Annotated in this window: 19 protein-coding genes and 2 tRNA genes; 10 read left to right on the forward strand and 11 right to left on the reverse strand. The window is 66.1% G+C overall.

The window, feature by feature from the left end; genetic code table 11:
• Positions 1 to 4: 4 nt before the first annotated feature.
• From ASE28_RS07150 to ASE28_RS07175, 6 genes are all read right to left on the reverse strand, one after another.
• Complete coding sequence (locus tag ASE28_RS07150; protein WP_057265829.1) at positions 5 to 925, reverse strand: branched-chain amino acid ABC transporter permease; 921 nt, start codon at positions 923 to 925, stop codon at positions 5 to 7.
• A 37-nt stretch (positions 926 to 962) separates the two neighbouring features.
• Complete coding sequence (locus tag ASE28_RS07155) at positions 963 to 2,177, reverse strand: ABC transporter substrate-binding protein (protein WP_157412596.1); 1,215 nt, start codon at positions 2,175 to 2,177, stop codon at positions 963 to 965.
• A gap of 63 nt (positions 2,178 to 2,240) precedes the next feature.
• Positions 2,241 to 2,603, reverse strand: a complete 363-nt coding sequence (andAb, locus tag ASE28_RS07160) for an anthranilate 1,2-dioxygenase ferredoxin subunit AndAb (RefSeq protein WP_057203623.1) — start codon at positions 2,601 to 2,603, stop codon at positions 2,241 to 2,243.
• A gap of 9 nt (positions 2,604 to 2,612) precedes the next feature.
• Positions 2,613 to 3,131 (reverse strand): anthranilate 1,2-dioxygenase small subunit AndAd, encoded by a 519-nt coding sequence (gene andAd / locus ASE28_RS07165; RefSeq protein ID WP_057203624.1) that lies wholly within the window; start codon positions 3,129 to 3,131, stop codon positions 2,613 to 2,615.
• 13 nt (positions 3,132 to 3,144) lie between these two features.
• Positions 3,145 to 4,425: an anthranilate 1,2-dioxygenase large subunit AndAc gene (gene andAc / locus ASE28_RS07170; RefSeq protein WP_057265831.1), complete on the reverse strand. Its 1,281-nt coding sequence runs from the start codon at positions 4,423 to 4,425 to the stop codon at positions 3,145 to 3,147.
• Between the two features lie 207 nt (positions 4,426 to 4,632).
• Entirely contained in the window at positions 4,633 to 5,637 is a 1,005-nt protein-coding gene (locus ASE28_RS07175) for an AraC family transcriptional regulator (RefSeq protein ID WP_082607969.1), read from the reverse strand.
• A gap of 198 nt (positions 5,638 to 5,835) precedes the next feature.
• Between ASE28_RS07175 and ASE28_RS07180 the strand changes: the two genes are divergently transcribed.
• The 9 genes from ASE28_RS07180 (at position 5,836) to ASE28_RS07220 (ending at position 15,303) form a co-directional block, all read left to right on the forward strand.
• A complete protein-coding gene (locus ASE28_RS07180) occupies positions 5,836 to 6,762 on the forward strand; it encodes an alpha/beta fold hydrolase (protein WP_057203627.1) in 927 nt (308 codons plus the stop codon).
• Between the two features lie 221 nt (positions 6,763 to 6,983).
• A protein-coding gene (gene prfB, locus ASE28_RS07185) for a peptide chain release factor 2 (protein ID WP_157412597.1) occupies positions 6,984 to 8,088 on the forward strand; the annotation gives its coding sequence in 2 pieces (ribosomal slippage) (positions 6,984 to 7,064 and positions 7,066 to 8,088; 1,104 coding nt in all).
• Positions 8,088 to 8,822 (forward strand): HAD family phosphatase, encoded by a 735-nt coding sequence (locus tag ASE28_RS07190; RefSeq protein WP_082607963.1) that lies wholly within the window; start codon positions 8,088 to 8,090, stop codon positions 8,820 to 8,822. The genes prfB and ASE28_RS07190 overlap by 1 nt, the downstream gene beginning before the upstream one ends.
• The gene (gene pepN / locus ASE28_RS07195; RefSeq protein ID WP_057265835.1) at positions 8,806 to 11,520 is read left to right on the forward strand and encodes an aminopeptidase N; all 2,715 of its coding nucleotides are present in this window, start codon (positions 8,806 to 8,808) and stop codon (positions 11,518 to 11,520) included. Before ASE28_RS07190 ends, pepN begins: the two co-directional genes overlap by 17 nt.
• Before the next feature lie 15 nt (positions 11,521 to 11,535).
• On the forward strand, positions 11,536 to 12,378 hold the full coding sequence (locus ASE28_RS07200) for a tetratricopeptide repeat protein (RefSeq protein ID WP_057265837.1): 843 nt from the start codon (positions 11,536 to 11,538) through the stop codon (positions 12,376 to 12,378).
• A 36-nt stretch (positions 12,379 to 12,414) separates the two neighbouring features.
• A complete protein-coding gene (locus ASE28_RS07205; RefSeq protein WP_057203631.1) occupies positions 12,415 to 13,422 on the forward strand; it encodes a class 1 fructose-bisphosphatase in 1,008 nt (335 codons plus the stop codon).
• 12 nt (positions 13,423 to 13,434) lie between these two features.
• Positions 13,435 to 13,510, forward strand: a tRNA-Thr gene (locus tag ASE28_RS07210).
• A gap of 461 nt (positions 13,511 to 13,971) precedes the next feature.
• Entirely contained in the window at positions 13,972 to 14,895 is a 924-nt protein-coding gene (locus tag ASE28_RS07215) for a proline dehydrogenase family protein (RefSeq protein WP_057265839.1), read from the forward strand.
• A 201-nt stretch (positions 14,896 to 15,096) separates the two neighbouring features.
• Positions 15,097 to 15,303, forward strand: a complete 207-nt coding sequence (locus ASE28_RS07220) for a hypothetical protein (protein ID WP_057265841.1) — start codon at positions 15,097 to 15,099, stop codon at positions 15,301 to 15,303.
• Between the two features lie 84 nt (positions 15,304 to 15,387).
• Here the strand turns inward: ASE28_RS07220 and ASE28_RS07225 are convergent, their stop codons facing one another.
• Complete coding sequence (locus ASE28_RS07225; RefSeq protein ID WP_057203633.1) at positions 15,388 to 15,705, reverse strand: single-stranded DNA-binding protein; 318 nt, start codon at positions 15,703 to 15,705, stop codon at positions 15,388 to 15,390.
• Positions 15,706 to 16,273: 568 nt separating this feature from the next.
• On the opposite strand from ASE28_RS07225, the gene ASE28_RS07230 reads away from it, so the two are divergent.
• A complete protein-coding gene (locus ASE28_RS07230; protein WP_057265843.1) occupies positions 16,274 to 16,492 on the forward strand; it encodes a hypothetical protein in 219 nt (72 codons plus the stop codon).
• 36 nt (positions 16,493 to 16,528) lie between these two features.
• Here ASE28_RS07230 and ASE28_RS07235 read toward each other — a convergent pair whose 3' ends face one another.
• From ASE28_RS07235 to ASE28_RS07250, 4 genes are all read right to left on the reverse strand, one after another.
• A complete protein-coding gene (locus ASE28_RS07235) occupies positions 16,529 to 17,296 on the reverse strand; it encodes a hypothetical protein (protein ID WP_157421908.1) in 768 nt (255 codons plus the stop codon).
• 404 nt (positions 17,297 to 17,700) lie between these two features.
• A tRNA-Pro gene (locus ASE28_RS07240) sits at positions 17,701 to 17,777 on the reverse strand.
• Positions 17,778 to 17,808: 31 nt separating this feature from the next.
• Positions 17,809 to 18,228 (reverse strand): MerR family transcriptional regulator, encoded by a 420-nt coding sequence (locus ASE28_RS07245; RefSeq protein ID WP_057265847.1) that lies wholly within the window; start codon positions 18,226 to 18,228, stop codon positions 17,809 to 17,811.
• A gap of 98 nt (positions 18,229 to 18,326) precedes the next feature.
• The gene (locus ASE28_RS07250) at positions 18,327 to 18,680 is read right to left on the reverse strand and encodes an integration host factor subunit alpha (RefSeq protein WP_057265849.1); all 354 of its coding nucleotides are present in this window, start codon (positions 18,678 to 18,680) and stop codon (positions 18,327 to 18,329) included.
• Between the last annotated feature and the right edge of the window lie 27 nt (positions 18,681 to 18,707).

The raw sequence follows: 18,707 nt of genomic DNA on the forward strand, positions 1-18,707 counted from the left end.
TGGCTCAGGCCTTGGCAGAAAACAGCCCCGCAGGGCGAAAGCTCAGCACCGCCGCCATCAGGGCGTACATGGCCACCTCGGCGCACAGCGGGCCCAGGTCGGCGGCCACGGCGGGTGGCAGGGTGGCGCGCAGCAGCAGCGGCAAGAAGGCGCGGCCGATGGTGTCCACCAGCCCCACCAGCAGCGCAGCCACGAAGGCCCCGCGCACCGAGCCGATGCCCCCGATGACGATGACCACCAGCGCCGGGATCAGAATGGCCTCGCCCATGCCCACCTGCACCGCCATCAGCGGGCCCATGAGAGCCCCCGCCAGGGCGGCCAGCGCCGCCCCGAGCACGAAGATGCCGCTGAACACGCGCTTGACGCGCACGCCCATCAGCTCGGCCATCCAGCGGTCCGATGCCCCCGCACGCACCAGCATGCCCACGCGGCTGTGGTTGACCAGCAAGTACAACAGGCCCGCCACCAGCACCCCGGCCGCCAGCACCACCAGCCGGTACGAGGGGTAAGGCAGCCCGGCGAACAGCTCCACCGGCCCCGACAGCAGGGCGGGCGTGGGCGCCATTACCGGCGATGGGCCCCATATCATCTTCACCGCATCGTCGGCCACGAGGATCACGCCGAAGGTGGCCAGCACCTGGGCCAGGTGATCGCGCCCGTAGAGGCGGCGCATCAGCGTCACCTCCAACAGCACGGCCACCAGCACCGTGGCGGCCATCGCCACCAGCACCGCCCCCGCGAACGAACCGCTGTGCACATGCACGGTGGCCGCCACGTAGGCGCCCACCATGAACAGCGAGCCGTGCGAGAGGTTCATCACGTCCATGATCCCGAAGACCAGGGTCAGGCCCGCTGCGATCAGGAAGAGCATGAGCCCATAGCCGGCTCCGTTGAGCAACTGCTCGATGACGAGGATCGGATTCATGGCGTGAAGGGGCTGCGCAGGGGCAATCGTGGCAAGGTCACTTCAGCGGGCACTGGGCGGAGAAAGCGTCGCCGTAGTTCTCCAGCACCGTCTTGATGGTCTTGTTGGTCACGCGGCCTTCGGCGTTCTTGCCGATGGTGCGCAGGTAGAAGTTCTGCACCGGGTAGTGGTTGTTGGCATAGCGGAAGCTGCCGCGCACCGAGGGGAACTGCGCCTTGGCCAGGGCCTTGACCAGGGCCTCGCGGTCGGCCACCTTGCCGCCCACGGCCTTGACGGCCGAGTCCATGGCGCTGATCACGTCGAAGGCCTGCGCAGCGTAGATCGACGGGTAGCGCCCGCCGTATTCCTTGCGGAAGGCGGCCACGAAGGCCTTGTTGGCCGCGTTGTCCAGGTCATGCGCCCAGTGCGAGGTGTTGAACAGGCCCAGCATGGGCTCGCCCACCGCGCCGATGATGTCCTCGTCGGCTGAGAAGCCGCTGGTCACCAGCATGATGTCCTTGGACAGCCCCGCACCCACGAACTGCTTGATGAAGTTGATGCCCATGGCACCGGGCAAAAAGAAGTACACCGCCTCGGGCTTGGCGGCGCGCAGTTGCGCCAGCTCCGTTGCATAGTCGATCTGGCCGACCTTGGTGTACATCTCGTCGGCCACCGTGCCCTTGAACTTGCGCTTGAAGCCCGTGAGCCCGTCCTTGCCGGCAGGGTAGTTGGGAGCGATCAGCACCATGCGGCCAAAGCCGCGGTCGGCCGCGAACTGGCCCGCGGCCTCGTGGTACTGGTCGTTCTGGTAGGCGGTGCCGAAGAAGTAGGCATTGCACTGCGCACCGGCCAACTGGCTCGGGCCGGCGTTGTTCGACAGGTAGGGCACCTTGGCCGCGAACAGCGTGGGTGCCACGGCCAGCGCGACATTGGAGGCGATGGGGCCGGTGAACAGGTCGATCTTCTCGCGCTGCACGAAGCGGTCCACCAGCTGCTTGGCCTGGTCGGGGCTGCCGGCCATGTCGGTCTGCACGAACTCCACCGGCTGGCCACCGAGCTTGCCGCCCAGTTTCTTGATGGCCAGGTTGAAGCCGTCGCGCGCATCGGCGCCGGGGCCGGCGAACGGGCCCGAGATGTCGAGCGCCATGCCGACCTTGATGGGGCCCTGCTGCGCCGTTGCTGTGAAGCTTGCGCAGGCCGCCAAAGTGGCCAGTGCGGCCAGAGCGACTACTTCGAGCCGGTTGCGAAGCGAGGTGCGGGAGAGTTGTGCCATCTTCAATCCTTATCCATCAACAAAAGGAAAACCAAAAAACCGGGAGCGCTGCGGATGCGGGTGTCAAAGCCCCACTTCGACACGCCCTGCCACCACGCGCACCGGGAATGTGCGCACCGCTTCGGTGACCGGTGCCCTGCAAGGCGCCCCCGTGCGGATGTCGAAGGTGCCCTGATGCAAGGGGCATTCCACACAGCCGTCTTCCACCCAGCCATCCGACAATTTGGCGGCGCCATGGGTGCACAGGTCGTACAGGGCAAAGAGCCCTTCCCCGTCGCGGAACACCGCCACGGGCAGGCCATCCACCACCACGGGCCATACGGCACCGTCGGGAAAATCCTCGGGTTCGCCCACGTCGTGCCACGCGGCTATGCCATCGGCGAGCGCTGCGCTCCGATCAGGTGCGTTTTCGGTGCTTGTTTGCATGGCAGGGCCTCAGATGGGGGTGGCGAGCAAGGTGGCCACGCGCGAGGTGTCGTAGACCACGCGCTTGCTGCGGTAGCGCCACTCGCCCTGGTGCTGCACCACCTCGTCAAGGTAGGTGCCGGCCTGGTAGACGCTGGACTCGCCGGCCGTGCCGGTGATCACCACCACGTAGCTCGACTGGGTGTGCACCACGCCGTCCTTCACCGCCGTGATCACCAGCCCCGAGGTGCCGTGGCGGTAGACGTGGTCCTCGAAGATGTTGGCATTGCGCAGCGAAAGCACGCGGTCGCGCAGCATGCCGGCGTTGCGGCAGTACATGATGGGCGCGGGAAAGCCTGCGTCGAAGTTCTCCTTGGGAATGATCTCGTAGCGGCCCTCTTCGACGAAAAATCCCGGCCACTCTTCAAGGCGGTTGTTGTCCAGCGCGCTCACGTAGCGGTGCTGCAGCTCCAAGAGCTCGGTCCACAGCTGCAGGCGCTCCTGGCGGCTGATCTCGATGGGGGCGGTAGGGGTGGTCATCGTGGTCATGGCGTGCGGTCCTTCAGTAACCCATCAGTCCCTGGTAGCCCACCCAGAAGCGGCGGATCAGGTTCTCGGTGATCACGGTGTCCATCTGCTCGGGCGCCTCGCGCGCCATGGCGATGTAGGAGTGCTTGTCGCCGTCGCGCACCGTGCCGCGCTGCACCAGCTCGGTGGCCTCGGTGTCTTCCATCGAGATGTAGCCCGCGGGCCCCACCAGGTTGGCCTGCAGCATGCGCAGTTCGCGCAGCTCGGGCGTGTCGTCGGCGTAGCCGAAGAAATGGAACACCAGCTCGAAGTTGCCCGGCCCCTTGGGCAGCAGCTGGCGCGCCACCAGCGTGTTGTGGATCTGCTGCACCACCAGTTGCGGAAAGATGGGCTGGATGTGGTTGGTGGTCATCTCGTCGAACTCCTGGATCTGGCCGAGCAGTGCAGGCTCTTCAAGTTCGAAGCCTTCGTCCATGGAGCGGATGTTCTGCGCGCTGTAGGCGGCGGCGGTGTCCGTCTCCACCTCAGGCTTGGTCACGGTAATGATGCTGTGCAGGCCATGGTTCGCATCGGGGATGGAGCGCGCCTTCATCCCCACGCGGAAGATGTTGAAGGTGGTGTGGAACAGGTGCAGCAGGCTGGCGTGGTAGGGGTCCTTGACGTTCTCGAAGTACAGCTTCCAGTTCGACTTGGAATACTGGCGCGTGCAGCCCAAGTACTCGATGGGCTTGTGGAAGATGCGGTCGATCCACGGGCGCATCTGCTCGCCCAGGTATTCAGGCAGCGGCGGCGTGTCCTCGCTGAAGGTGGCGAACAGCAGGCCCTTGTAGCTGTCCACGCGCAGCTTCTGCAGGCCGTGCTCTTCGGTCTTGAAATCCTTGGGCATGCCGACCATGCCCTTCTGGCCGCGGCGAAACGGCACACCCTGCAGGTCGCCGTTGGCCGCAAAGCTCCACTGGTGGTACACGCAGGTGTGGCTGGCGGCGTTGCCGCGCTTTTCACGGCACACCATGGCGCCCCTGTGGGCGCAGCGGTTGACCCAGCAGGCCAGCCCCTCGGCCGTGCGCGTGACCACCACGGGGGTATCACCGACGAAGGTGGACTTGAAATCGCCCACGTTCGGAATCTCGGCCTCCAGCCCCAGAAAGCTCCACACCGGGCCGCGGAAGATGCGCTCCTGCTCGCGGTCGTACACCTCCTGCGAGCTGAACACCCGGTAGGGCACGCTGGAGCCATCGGGCTGCGGAAAATGCACCTGCCGCTGCGCCTTGAGCGAGATGGGCGGCGCAACAGCGACAACGGTGGTTTCGGACATGGGCAAGACCTCTTCGATTGGTATGCCTCCATGCTAGAAACGACCGCCCTGAGCCGCTATCCAGTATCGGCACGCAAGGCGCCAACGCTGTCCGGTTCTTGCAAATGTGGAGGATACGGAACGGATCGGAGGCAGATGGCGCACGCATCTGCGCACACAGGGGCTGCGCAGATCGCAGTCCACGCGGGCCGTGGCAGGCGGAAGGCGTCAGCTACCGGCCGTCTGGCTCGGCAGCTCGCCAAAGCGCTCGCGGTAGTAGCTCGAAAAACGGCCCAGGTGGCCGAAGCCGAACTCCAGCGCCGCATCGGTCACGCAGTGCCCGGGGCGCTCCTGCAACCGTGCACGCACGGCATCAAGCCGCATGTTGCGCAGCAGCGCCATGGGTGATTCGCCATGGTGGCGCTGGCACAGCATGTTCAGGCCGCGCACGCTGACACCGGCGGCACGCGCCAGGTCTTCCAGCGCCACGGGCGCGCACAGGCGGCTGCGCATGTAAGCGTCGAGCCGGTCGAGCCGGCGCACATCGCCATGCGCGCCTGGCAAGGGGTTGCCGGCACCCGCGTCCAGCAAGGGCACCATGGGCGCCGCAGGCACCGGCACGCTCTGCGCGCAGGAGGCCAGGAACAGCGCCACGTTGCTTTCCATGTGGTCCACCCAGCGCGCATGCGCGGTGCTCTCCACCGCCTGCTGGCTCACGTGCAGCAGCGATTGCATGAGAAAGTGCCACTGCTGGCCCTGCCCCGCACTCAGCGGCAGCAGCGGGTGCACGAAGGTCGAATCACCCACCAGCGACTCGGGCGCCCAGGCGCGCAGCAACTGGCACGGCACCTTGAGGATGAGCTGGCGCGCACCCTGCTGCCAGCGCATGTGCAGGTTGTGGCGCGGCGCGATGAGCGCGGCGGCGCCTGCGGGCAGGCGGATGGGAACGCCATCGGACACCATCTCGGCCGTGCCCGAGAGCGACAGATGCACCAGCACGAAGTCGTCGAAGGGGCGTGGGCGGATTTCCACCTCCGCACCGTATTGCAGCATGAACAGCTGCAGCTGGCGCACCCGCACCTTGGACAGCGAGGTGGCCACCGGCCCGCCGCACCATTTCAGCCCATGGTCCGAGAACTCGCGCGCCACCAGGTCATGGGAGTCCACCCGCAGGTCCGACGTGAACAGCGGGCGCTGCTGCAGCGCCGACAGATCCAGGGACAGGGCAGACATGGGAACCATCAGGCAGGACCTCGGCGTGGGTGGGGGCGCAGCACGCATCGGAGCGCACCGCTTTGATTTGCGTCAACCTCAGCAATTTCCATACCCATGGCTCGGCAGGCGCCAATGCGACAACCCCGCAGCCACCACCGCCAGGCTGCCGACGTACCATAGCCGCAACGCCTGTTCACCCTTTCACATCGCTCGTCCATGTATTCCACCGTCCGCACCTCGCGCAGCGAGTTCGTCCCCATCCGCACCCTGAACTACCACGTCCGCCACTGGGGCGAGGCATCGAGCGACAAGGTCAGGCCCCCGCTGGTTCTGGTGCACGGCTGGATGGACGTGGGCGCCTCCTACCAGTTCGTTGTGGATGCGTTCTCGGCCGCGTTCGCCGATGGCCGGCACATCATCGCCCCCGACTGGCGCGGCTTCGGCCTGAGCAAAGTGCCCACGCCCTGCGACCACTACACCTTTCCCGACTACCTGGCCGACCTGGACCTGCTGCTCGACCACTACGTGGGCGACCAGCCGGTGGACCTGGTGGGCCACAGCATGGGCGGCAACATCGCCATGATGTATGCGGGCGTGCGGCCCGAGCGCATCCGCCGCCTGGTCAACCTGGAGGGCTTCGGCATGCCCGCCACCAAGCCCGAGCAGGCGCCCAAGCGCTATGCCCAGTGGATCGACGAGATCAAGAAGCTGCAGACGGGCGACATGGCCCTCAAGGCCTACGGGGGCGTGGACGGCGTGGCCCAGCGCCTGATGAAGACCAACCCGCGCCTGTCACAGGACAAGGCCGACTGGCTGGCCCAGCACTGGGCAGAGCCCAATGCACAAGGCCGGTGGGAGATACTGGGCGACCCGGCGCACAAGATCACAAGCTCGCAGCTGTACCGGCTCGACGAAGCCCTGGCCCTGTACGAGCGCATCTCCGCGCCGGTGCTGGCTGTGGAGGCCAGCGACGACAGCCTGGGCCAGTGGTGGAAGGGCCGCTACGACTTGGGCGAATACCACCAGCGCCTGACCCACGTGCGCAATTGCCGCACGGCCGTGGTGCAGGACGCCGCCCACATGCTGCACCATGACCAGCCCGAAGCGGTGGCGCGGCTGATCGAAGGGCACCTGTCTTGCTGAGAGGCTGAGCCATCCTGCGGCCCTGTTCTGCGGCCGTTTTCACAAGGGCAAGGGGCATTGCAGGCCTCCCTGCCCATCCATGAGAAAATGGCCGATTCGGGCGATGCTGAACCACCCCGCCCCAGTGCGGGTCATCCCCTTGCGTGCGCCCACAGCGCAGTGCACCAGGGGCCTGTTCAGCCTTGTCACTCTCTACAGAACACACCTACCAGGACACCACCATGGACGCAGAACGCATCAACCTCATCGGCAACACCTTGAGCGACCTGACCGTGCGCACGCAAGAGTTACGGAGGTATCTTTGACTTCGATGCCAAATTCGAACGCCTGAGAACCGTCAACGCATCGCTCGAAGACCCCTCGGTCTGGAACGATCCGAAGAAGGCCCAGGAGCTGGGCAAGGAAAAGAAGTCGCTGGATGGCGTGGTGCTCACGCTGGAACGACTCACGCGCGAGCTGGCCGACAACACCGAGCTCTATGACATGAGCAAGGAAGACGGCGACGAAGACGGCCTGATGACCATCGAGGCCGAAACCGCCAAGCTGCAGCCCGAGATCGAGCAGCTCGAGTTCCGCCGCATGTTCCGCCACGAGGCCGACCCGCTCAACTGCTTCGTCGACATCCAGGCCGGCGCCGGCGGCACCGAGGCCTGCGACTGGGCCGGCATGCTGCTGCGCCAGTACCTCAAGTACGCCGAACGCAAGGGCTTCAAGACCACGGTCGAGGAAGAAACCCCGGGCGACATCGCCGGCCTCAAAAGCGCCACGATCAAGGTCGAGGGCGAGTACGCCTACGGCCTGCTGCGCACCGAGACCGGTGTGCACCGCCTGGTGCGCAAGTCGCCGTTCGACTCCTCGGGCGGGCGCCACACCAGCTTTGCCAGCCTGTTCGTCTACCCTGAGATCGATGACTCGATCCAGATCGACATCAACCCGGCCGACGTGCGCACCGACACTTACCGCGCATCGGGCGCGGGCGGCCAGCACATCAACAAGACCGACTCGGCCGTGCGCCTGACCCACATGCCCACCGGCATCGTGGTGCAGTGCCAGGACGGCCGCAGCCAGCACGGCAACCGCGACATCGCCTGGCAGCGCCTGCGCTCGCGCCTGTACGACCACGAGATGCGCAAGCGCCAGGAAGAGCAGCAAAAGCTCGAGGACACCAAGACCGACGTGGGCTGGGGCCACCAGATCCGCAGCTACGTGCTGGACAACAGCCGCATCAAGGACCTGCGCACCGGGGTGGAAATCTCGGCCACGCAGAAGGTGCTGGACGGCGACCTGGACGCCTTCATCGAAGCCTCGCTCAAGCAGGGCGTGTGATGCAGCGCGACGCAGCAGCCGCCACCACCGTCGAAGCCACGGCCCCGCGCGGCAGCCCGATTGCCGTAGAGGCTTTCATCTTCGACATGGACGGCACCATGATCGACTCCATGCCCTGGCACGCCAAGGCATGGGTGGAGTTCACGCGGCGCCGCGGCATGGCCATCGACGTGCCCGACCTGATGGCCCGCACCACGGGCCGCAATGGCACCGAGTGCATCCGCGAGCTGCTGCAGCGCGAGGTCGAGCAGGCCGAGGCCGACGCCCTCACACGCGAGAAGGAAGACATCTACCGCGAGCTGTTCGGCCCCGCGTTCACCGAGGTGGCGGGTTTTCGCGCTTTCGCGGCGCAGGCTTCCACCCGCGGCTACAAGCTGGCCGTGGGCACGGCAGGCGACATCCACAACGTGGCCTTCGCGATGTCGCGCCTGGGCATGGAGCCCGAGCCGCTGACCATCGTGCGCGGCGACGAGGGCCTGCCCGGCAAGCCACAGCCTGCGATTTTTCTCGAAGCGGCACGCCGCATCGGCGCTGCGCCCGAGCGCTGCATCGTGTTTGAAGACGCCCCCTTCGGCATCGAAGCCGCACGCCGCGCGGGCATGCATGCCGTGGCCGTGTGCAGCACCCACAGCGCGCAGGAACTGGCGGGCCCGCATGTGCTGGCCGCCGTGCGTGACTACCACGAACTCATGAACACCGACTTTCTGGAGCGCATCCATGTTGCCATCGCCTAACGCAGACGCAAGCGGCGCGGGACCGGCCATTGCCATCCGCCGCGAGGATTACACCGCCCCCGCCTACTGGATCGACAGCGTCGAGCTGACCTTCGACCTGGACCCGGCCAAGACGCGCGTGCTCAACCGCATGACGCTGCGCCGCAACCCCGACGTGGCCGAACAGCCACTGAAGCTCGATGGCGAGGACCTGAACCTGGCGCGCGTGCTGGTCAACGGCCAGGGCACCTCGTTCAAGATGGAGGGCTCGCGCCTGGTGCTGGAGAACCTGCCCACCGGCACCGATGCCTTCGCGCTCGAGATCTTCACCACCTGCTGCCCGGCCAAGAACACGCACCTGATGGGCCTGTACGTGAGCCAGGGCACCTTCTTCACGCAGTGCGAGGCCGAGGGTTTCCGCCGCATCACCTACTTCCTGGACCGCCCGGACGTGATGGCCAGCTACACCGTCACGCTGCGCGCCAACAAGGCCCAGTACCCGGTGCTGCTGTCCAACGGCAACCTCGTGGACAGCGGCGACCTGGAAGACGGCCGCCACTTCGCCCAATGGGTGGACCCGCACAAGAAGCCCTGCTACCTGTTCGCCCTGGTGGCGGGCAAGCTGGTGGCGCGCGAGCAGAAGATCCGCGCCCGCTCGGGCACCGACCACCTGCTGCAGGTGTACGTGCGCCCTGGCGACCTGGGCAAGACCGAGCACGCCATGAACTCGCTGATGGCCAGCGTGGCCTGGGACGAGGCGCGCTTCGGCCTGCCGCTGGACCTGGAACGCTTCATGATCGTCGCCACCAGCGACTTCAACATGGGCGCCATGGAGAACAAGGGCCTGAACATCTTCAACACCAAGTATGTTCTGGCCAGCGAATCGACCGCCACCGACGTGGACTTCGCCAACATCGAGAGCGTGGTCGGCCACGAGTACTTCCACAACTGGACGGGCAACCGCGTCACCTGCCGCGACTGGTTCCAGCTGAGCCTGAAGGAAGGCCTCACCGTGTTCCGCGACCAGGAGTTCAGCCAGGACCTGGCCGGCAGCCCCTCGGCCCGCGCCGTCAAGCGCATCGAGGACGTGCGCGTGCTGCGCACGGCGCAGTTCCCCGAGGATGCAGGCCCCATGGCCCACCCGGTGCGGCCCGACAGCTACATCGAGATCAACAACTTCTACACCGTCACCATCTACGAAAAGGGTGCCGAGGTGGTGCGCATGATGCACACCCTGGTGGGCCGCGAAGGCTTTGCCAAGGGCATGAAGCTGTATTTCGAGCGCTTTGACGGCCAGGCCGTGACCTGCGATGACTTCGCCCAGGCCATTGCCGACGCCAACCCCGCCAGCGACCTGGCGCGCCTGCTGCCCCAGTTCAAGCGCTGGTACAGCCAGGCCGGCACGCCGCGCGTGAAGGCCACGGGGATCTACGATGCCACCGCGCGCACCTACACGTTGACGCTGGCGCAAAGCTGCGCGCCCACGCCCGGCCAGGCCGAGAAGCTGCCCTTCGTGATCCCTGTCGGCCTGGGCCTGCTCACGCACGAAGGCACCGCCCTGCCCCTGCAACTGCAGGGCGAGGACACGGCCGGCGCACCATCGCGCACCGTGGTGCTGACCGAAGCCAGCCAGACGCTGGTGTTCACCGGCCTCGACGCCGAGCCCGTGCCCTCGCTGCTGCGCGACTTCACCGCCCCCGTGGTGCTGGACATCGAGTACACCGACGAACAGTTGCTCACCCTGCTGGCCAACGACACCGACGCCTTCAACCGCTGGGAAGCCGGGCAGCGCCTGGCGCTGCGCACCGCCATCCATGCCATCACCGGCAGCGGCCCCACCAGCGGCGACATCCTGCCCACCGCCGTGGTCGACGCGCTGCGCAGCGTGCTGCGCAACCCGGCGCTGGACGCGGCCTTCAAGGAACTGGTCCTGACCCTGCCGTCCGAGACCTACATCGCCGAACAGCTCGACGTGGTGGACCCGCAGCGCATCCACGCCGTGCGCGAAGGTATGCGCGAGCAGCTCGCCCTGGCCCTCAAGGCCGACTGGGAATGGGCCTGGGAGCAGAACCAGGACACCGGTGGCTACAGCCCCGACCCGCTATCGTCCGGCCGCCGTTCGCTCAGCGGCATGGCGCTGCACATGCTGTGCATCGCCGCCCAGCGTACCGGCGACGAAGTGTGGCCCGGCAAGGCCTACCAGCGCTTCAAGGTGGCCAGCAACATGACCGACCGCTTCAACGCGCTCACGGCCCTGGTGGCCAGCGGCAGCGCGCATGCGGCAGCCGCACTGGCGCGCTTTCACGCGCTGTTCAAGGACGAGCCCCTGGTCATCGACAAGTGGTTTGCGCTGCAGGCCGGCGCGCCGGACAAGGGCGGCAACGTGCTGCCGGCCGTGCGCCAGCTCATGCAGCACCCTGACTTCAGCCTGAAGAACCCGAACCGCGCTCGCAGCGTGATCTTCAGCTATTGCAGCGCCAACCCCGGCGCCTTCCACCGCAGCGATGCAGCAGGCTACGTGTTCTGGAGCGACCGCGTGATCGAGCTCGACGCCATCAACCCGCAGGTCGCCGCCCGGCTGGCGCGTGCGCTCGACCGCTGGAAGAAGCTGGCCGAACCCTGGCGCACCGCAGCCCGCGAGGCCATCGCCCGCGTGGCCACGCGCCCCGACCTGAGCAACGACGTGCGCGAGGTGGTCACCCGCGCACTGGCGGACTGACAGGCAGCGGCACCCATGGCATCCACCACCCCTGCCGAGCAGTTCGCGCAGCGCTTCAACCCGCTGCGCGACACCGTGTACGACGCCAGCGCCATGTTCAGCGGCTCGGCCATGTCGGCCGACCTGGCCGCCCTGCGCCCACTGGCGGAAGGCCTGGGCGCAGAGTCCTCCGAGCTGGCCCAGCTGCTCTGGCTGCAGTTCGTCGTCTATTCCAAGCGCCAGATGGACGACGAGGGACTGCCCCTGGGGCTGCGCGCCCTGGCCATCCGCAGCGCCCTGTCGGACCTCACGCCCACCGAGCGCTACGAGCAGCACTACGCCATCGGCGAGTCGGCCCTGCAGTCCGAAGAGTACGACACTGCCATCGAGCACCTGCGCCAGTCGGCCCACTGGGCCGACCATGCCGGCGCCACGCTGGGTGCCGAGCAGAAGCTGGGCATTCGCGAAGAGATCGGCTATGCCCTGCACGAGGCCGGGCGCTTTGACGAGGCGCTGGCGCACAACCAGCAGTTGCTGACCGATGCGCAGAGCGCCTTCGGCTCCGACACGGACGTGCGCTTGTCGGGCCTGATCAACAACCTGGCGCAAAACGCCTACGAAATGGGCGACGCGGCCCAGGCGCGGCGCTACCTGCAACAGCGCCTGGCGCTGGGCCAGGCCCTCAACGACGACGGCATCGTGCTGGACACGCTTTTTCAGCAGGGTGTGCTGGCGCACGAATCCGGCGACAGCGCACTGGCGCACAGCCTGCTTGAGCAGCGCGTGGCCATTGCCCACGCCAGCGGCGATGAAGACCTGCTCGAAGAAGCACAAGCCACGCTGGCAGAGCTGGCCGAGCGCGAGCAGCCGCAACCCTGATTTCACAAAAACCCAAAGCCCAAGGACACACCACCGATGAGCTCCCGCATCTCCCTCACCCGCTACCTGGTCGAGCAGCAACGCATCGACGGGCTCATCCCCTCGCAGCTGCGCCTGCTGCTCGAAGTGGTGGCCCGCTCGTGCAAGAGCATCAGCCAGGCCGTCAACAAGGGCGCGCTCGGCGGCGTGCTGGGCACGGCGTCCAGCGAGAACGTGCAGGGCGAAATCCAGAAGAAGCTGGACATCATCGCCAACGAGGTGCTGATCGAAGCCAACGAATGGGGCGGCCACCTGGCGGCCATGGCCTCGGAAGAAATGGACGGCATCTACCTGGTGCCCAACCGCTACCCGCAGGGCGAATACCTGCTGCTGTTCGACCCCCTCGACGGCTCGAGCAACATCGACGTGAACGTCAGCATCGGCACCATCTTCAGCGTGCTCAAGAAGCCCGATGACGACCGCGGCGTGGAGGCCGGCGACTTCCTGCAGCCCGGCACGGCGCAAGTGGCGGCCGGCTACTGCATCTACGGCCCGCAGACCACCCTGGTGCTGACCGTGGGCGACGGCGTGGCCATGTTCACGCTGGACCGCGAGCAGGGCTCGTTCATCCTCACCGAAGAGAATGTGCGCATTCCCGACGACACCAAGGAATTCGCCATCAACATGAGCAACATGCGCCACTGGGACGCCCCCGTGAAGCGCTACATCGACGAGTGCCTGCAGGGCAAGGACGGCCCGCGCGGCAAGGACTTCAACATGCGCTGGATCGCCAGCATGGTGGCCGACGTGCACCGCATCCTCACCCGCGGCGGCATCTTCCTGTACCCCTGGGACAAGCGCGAACCGAACAAGCCCGGCAAGCTGCGCCTGATGTACGAGGCCAATCCCATGTCCTGGCTCATCGAGCAGGCCGGCGGCGCCGCCACCAACGGCAAGCAGCGCATCATGGACATCGAGCCCACACAGTTGCATGAACGCGTCAGCGTGATCCTCGGATCAAAAAATGAGGTCGAACGCGTCACAAGCTACCATTCCACGCTATAATTTGAGGCTTACGCCGGTGTAGCTCAGTCGGTAGAGCAGCTCATTCGTAATGAGAAGGTCGGGTGTTCGATTCATCTCTCCGGCACCAAATGAAAAGCCCCTGATTCGCAAGAGTCAGGGGCTTTTTGCATGGGGACTGATGCGCAGATTTTGATGGCGCGCCCGGAACGACCCGGCCACCGCCACGCCTGCAGAGGCCTGAAGGCGCGGCAATTTCCCGGCTCCCACGCAGGATCTGCGCACGAAGGCTACACTGCGCCACAGCAGTAGCATTCCACCCTGCCGATCGACAACCGCAACCCCATGCACGCAGCCGCCTGGCCTCCCCTGACAAAGACACGCTGAACGCGCTCGCATGTCGCGCACGCCGCCACTGGCGCGCCTGACTGCTGCAGCTGCGTCTGAGGCACCTGCCGGATCCAGCCATCCGGCAGGCCGCTTCGCATCGCCCCACTCCCTGACACCGCACCGCGCCATGCCCTGGCGCGCTGGTGCGTGCCCGTGTGCGGGCGGCATCTTGTTCCGTTGTCATCGCCACCTGGATAGCCCATGCTTGCCTCTTTTTTCAACACCGCAGTGGCCCGAGCCATTGCCCATGTGCCCCGTCCTCTCGTGCAGAAAATCTCGCGCCGCTACATTGCCGGCGCATCCATCGCCGAGGCCGTCGTGCGCGTGCAGGCACTCAATGCACAAGGCTTCACAGCCACCATCGACGTGCTCGGCGAGGTCACCCGCGACCTTGCACAGGCACAGCAGACGGCCGATGAATACCAGGGCGTGCTGGACGCCATCCACCACCACGGCTTGCGCGCGAACATCTCCGTCAAGCCATCGGCGCTGGGCCTTCTGCTGAATGCGCAGCAGTGCGAGACCCACATCGCGGCGCTGGCCACGGCAGCCCGGCGGCACGGCAATTTCGTGCGCATGGACATGGAAGACCTGCAGTGCACCCAAGCGGAAATCGACCTGCTCCAGAGGCTCAGGGCCAATGGCCATGGGAATACCGGATTGGCCCTGCAGGCCTACCTCAAGCGCACCTACCGGGACATCGAGCCACTGCTGGGCCGCCACAACAACCTGCGCCTGTGCAAAGGCATCTATGTCGAGGACAAGGCCCACCTGGTAGAGGGCGCCCGCCACGACCGGCAAGCCATCAACAGCCACTTTCTGCACCACGTCGAGCGCTGCCTGGACACCGGCACCTTCGTCGCAGTGGCCACCCACGACGAGGCGCTGATCGAGCAGGTCATTGCGGCAGCAAGGCGCCGTGGCAATGGCGCCCCTTCTTCAGGGCTGGAATTCCAGATGCTGCTGGGCGTGTGCGAGCCCCTACGCGACCGCCTGCGCGACAGGGGCTACCCGGTGCGGATCTACGTGCCCTATGGACAGGACTGGCATGGCTACAGCATTCGTCGGCTCAAGGAAAATCCGCAATTGGCGGGGTACTTGCTCAAGGCCGCGCTGATGGGCTGATACATCCAGCCCAGAGGGTGGCAGCACCCCATCTCCAGGCATGCCCGCCGCAATCGTGAACAAGCGTTGCGGGGCGGCTTAGGCGCCCATTTCACGCCAGCAAACGGTGGCCGGTCGGGCATACTCAAATCACCCTGAGGGCAGGCACAAGCGCAGTGCCTGGCGCGCAGCGAATGCACACCAACCACTACCGACCCCACCATGGACAAGCAAATCCCCTGCGACCGCCGCAGCGGCAAGGACCGCCGCCAGACTGAAGCCGGCCCACCGGATAAGCACGAGCGGCGCCGCTCCATCGAGCCGCGCCAGCCGGAAGTGCGTGAACTGCATCTTTCGCCCGAGGAATTGGTGGCCATGGGCTTTGGCGATGCGCAGGCAGGTACCACCGCGCCGAACAAGGCATCCTGAGCGCAGCACAGGCAGCAGGGGTCGCCGCGCACAGCGAACGGCAGGGCCAAGGCGGCAACGCCCACCCCACCAGCCAGTTGCAGGTCAGTTCGTTTGCGTCTGGCAAGCGTCGCGCGCGCTCATCACGCGGTGGGCGACCATGTCGAGCGCCGGGCGCACATTGCCCTGCTTGTCGGTCCACACCTTGGGGGTGACCGAGCCGGCCACAGAGATGGACTCGCCATCGTGCAATTGCTCCATGGCCATGCACACGTCGTCATCGAACGCAATGACGTTGACGAACAGCATCTCGCCCTCCGCACTCGGCGCCCGCACCTTGGCCACCATGTAGGGCTTTCCTACCTTGTCCAGACGCCGCTCTGGGCCCCCGTAGAGACGGCCCGAAATCAGTCCATCGATCATGCAATCCCCATCCAGCACTTGTTGTCGGTTTGTTCTCGCCGGGGCCATCGCCCCACCCACCCAGCCGGAACACAGCAGTCTCGAAAAACCCGCCACCCCTGCCCACAAAAAAAGCCCAGGACCAACGGCTCTGGGCTTTCGCTGTGAATGATGGGGTCGCCGCCAGCACGGGCTGCTTCAAGGAGTGCCAGGCCGCAGCAGCATCGCCAGACCGTGGCGATCACCCCACCCCGCTCCCCTGAAACCATGGCCCGCCCCGGAGCCGAACTGCCCCGTCGCATCGGACCAACCCGCATGGCGCCTTGTCTTGACCTGCACAGCAACCACCACGGGCGCCGCGCACATCCATCCAAAAGCCAGTACGTATTGTAACCACCGGCCCTTCAAACAGGGCGCATTGACCACACGGTGCGGCATGCACGCGACACTGCCGGCGGACTGGGGCGGCGCTCCATCGAGGCCCCTCGCTCCGGCGGACAAACCACCATTGGCGCACACCGGCAAACCGGTCACAATGGTCCGGCAAGCTCCACCAGTTCGCACCCACCATCTTTCGAGAGGGGCCACCATGACTGTTCTGGACGACGCCAGCATCGAACTGCCCTGCCCGCACTGCCAGCAGGCCGTCAAGGAGCGGCTGGGCAAGCTCAAGCTCAGCCCGCGCATCACCTGCCCCCGGTGCCGCCGCACCAGCGAGGTCACGCCCGAGGCGTTGCAGCGCGCCACCCACAAGCTCACCCAGGCCTTTGCCAACATCCAGCAATCGCTGGCCAGGCTGGGGCGCTGACGCACCGCGCCGTCGGGGCGCCTGGATGGCAGCCGCTCAAAGCACGGGCTTGGCAGGAGGTGAATTCACAGGCCCAGGCGCCGCATTGGCAGGGGCCAGGGGCACGGCATCTGCCGCCGAGGTGGCGGCCCCATCCACGGCGGGGGCTGCAGCAGCGGGCGGGGTCCATTCCACCGCGAGATAACGCTGGCGCACCGACTCCGGCGTCTGGCTGCACACATGCTGCCCCACCTGCGTGAGCTCGGGCACCCGCACGCACAGGCCCGGCGAATGCCGGAACGGGGTGGCCGTGTACTCGTCCACATAGCGCATCTCGCCATCACCCTGGCGCACGGTGTAGCGGAACTGGAAGCGCGATTGCGGCCTGCGGTCTGCGGCCGAACCAATGGCCGCGCCCAGCAAGGTGGCAGCCAGCGCGCCACCGACAGAGTAGTTACCCCCGCGCAGGCCACGGTCCAGGTAAGCCGCGCCCGCGATGGCACCGCCAAGGTGCGCGCCTGCCGTGGTGCCGGGGGTGGATCGATCGACGCCCTGCACATCCACGATGGCACCGTAGGCATCGGCGCGCAGCACCTGGGCTTCATACTGCAGCCGGAGCCGGTCGCGCTCGGCCTGCGCCAGCCCATCCCATACGCTGGAAATGATCACCGCATCGGGCCGGCGCTCCACCGGAGCCACCGCAGGAGGGAACGCAGCGCGCAAGGGCTCTGGAATGGCCCGGTTCTGCGCAGCGCGGTTGGCACAGCCCACCAAAAGAATGGCCACCCCCAGCGCGGCAGCCAACGAAGCCCTTGAACTCGCCATCGAATCCCTCCCGGAAAATGGTCGACTCTACCTGCAATCTTGTTTCAAAACATTACCAGATATGCAAAAAGAGACAAGCAAAGAATGGCGTGGACCCAAGCGACCAAGGGGCGCCACTGATGGGCGAAGAATCCCAGGCAGCACCTGCAAGGCATGCCGGCAGACGGATGCAAGAACCCGCCATTGATACGGATTTGCCTTCAACCGTCTAACTTCGTTGGTCCGCCTTGCCGTGCTACAGCACTGTNGGGCGCTGAGCCCGCCCTGCAAACATCGACCCGCCTGCCGGCCAGGCCCAAGGCAGCCGACGCATCGAGACAAGGAACAGGCGGCTTTGGCGTGCGAACGCACAAAGAAAAACGGGCTACCGCTTGTGGCGATAGCCCGTTGTTCATCGAAGAAAATGGTCGGCGTGGCGGGATTCGAACTCGCGACCCCTTGCACCCCATGCAAGTGCGCTACCAGGCTGCGCTACACGCCGACAAGACTTAGATTATATGCACAAATTCGGGTCAGTTTGGAGAAAGCAGTGCTCTGATCTCAAATAATTCCTGGCGCACCGCATTCGAGTCGAAAGCAAAGGCCGACGAGCCGATGGAAAGGTCGCCCGCATCGTCCACCAGCATGCTGGGCAGCTCGCTGTCGGCACTGTCCGCCGCATCGCTGCGCGCGGGCAGCGCCAGCTCCTGCAGGCGGTTGCGGGCACCGCTGATGGTGAAGCCCTGGTCGTACAGCAGGTCGCGGATGCGGCGGATCATGAGCACCTCGTGGTGCTGGTAGTAGCGGCGGTTGCCGCGCCGCTTCATGGGGCGCAGCTGCGTGAATTCCTGTTCCCAGTAGCGCAGCACATGCGGCTTCACACCGCACAGCTCCGCCACCTCACCGATGGTGAAGTAGCGCTTGGCAGGAATGGCTGGAAGCACAGTGCCCATGGGGTTCCGGATTCAAACAGGAAAGCCTGCAAGGGTACTGCAGGCCGGCGGGAACTGCCAGCCCACCCCTGAAATTCAGCGCGCAAACTGGCAAAAATTCACAATCCGGCAGCCGTCTGGATCTGCTCCTTGAGCTTGCTGCTGGCGTGGAAGGTCACCACACGGCGCGCCTGGATCGGAATCGCCTCGCCGGTGCGCGGATTGCGCCCCGGGCGTGGCGCCTTGGTGCGGATCTGGAAGTTGCCAAAGCCCGAGAGCTTCACGTCCTTGCCCTCCACCAGGCTCTGCGAGACGAGGTCGAAGAACGCGTCGATCATGTCCTTGGACTCGCGCTTGTTCAACCCGATCTGGTCGAACAACAGATCGGCCAGCTGCGCCTTGGTGAGCGCAGGGGTTTCCAGGCTTTCGACTGCAAATTCGATCACGGCATCTCTCCCCGTCAGCATCGTCATGTTGTTGTGTTCGTCGCTTGGGCTATT

Origin of the sequence: Acidovorax sp. Root219, assembly GCF_001428665.1 — a bacterium.
Taxonomy (GTDB): Bacteria; Pseudomonadota; Gammaproteobacteria; order Burkholderiales; family Burkholderiaceae_C; genus Acidovorax.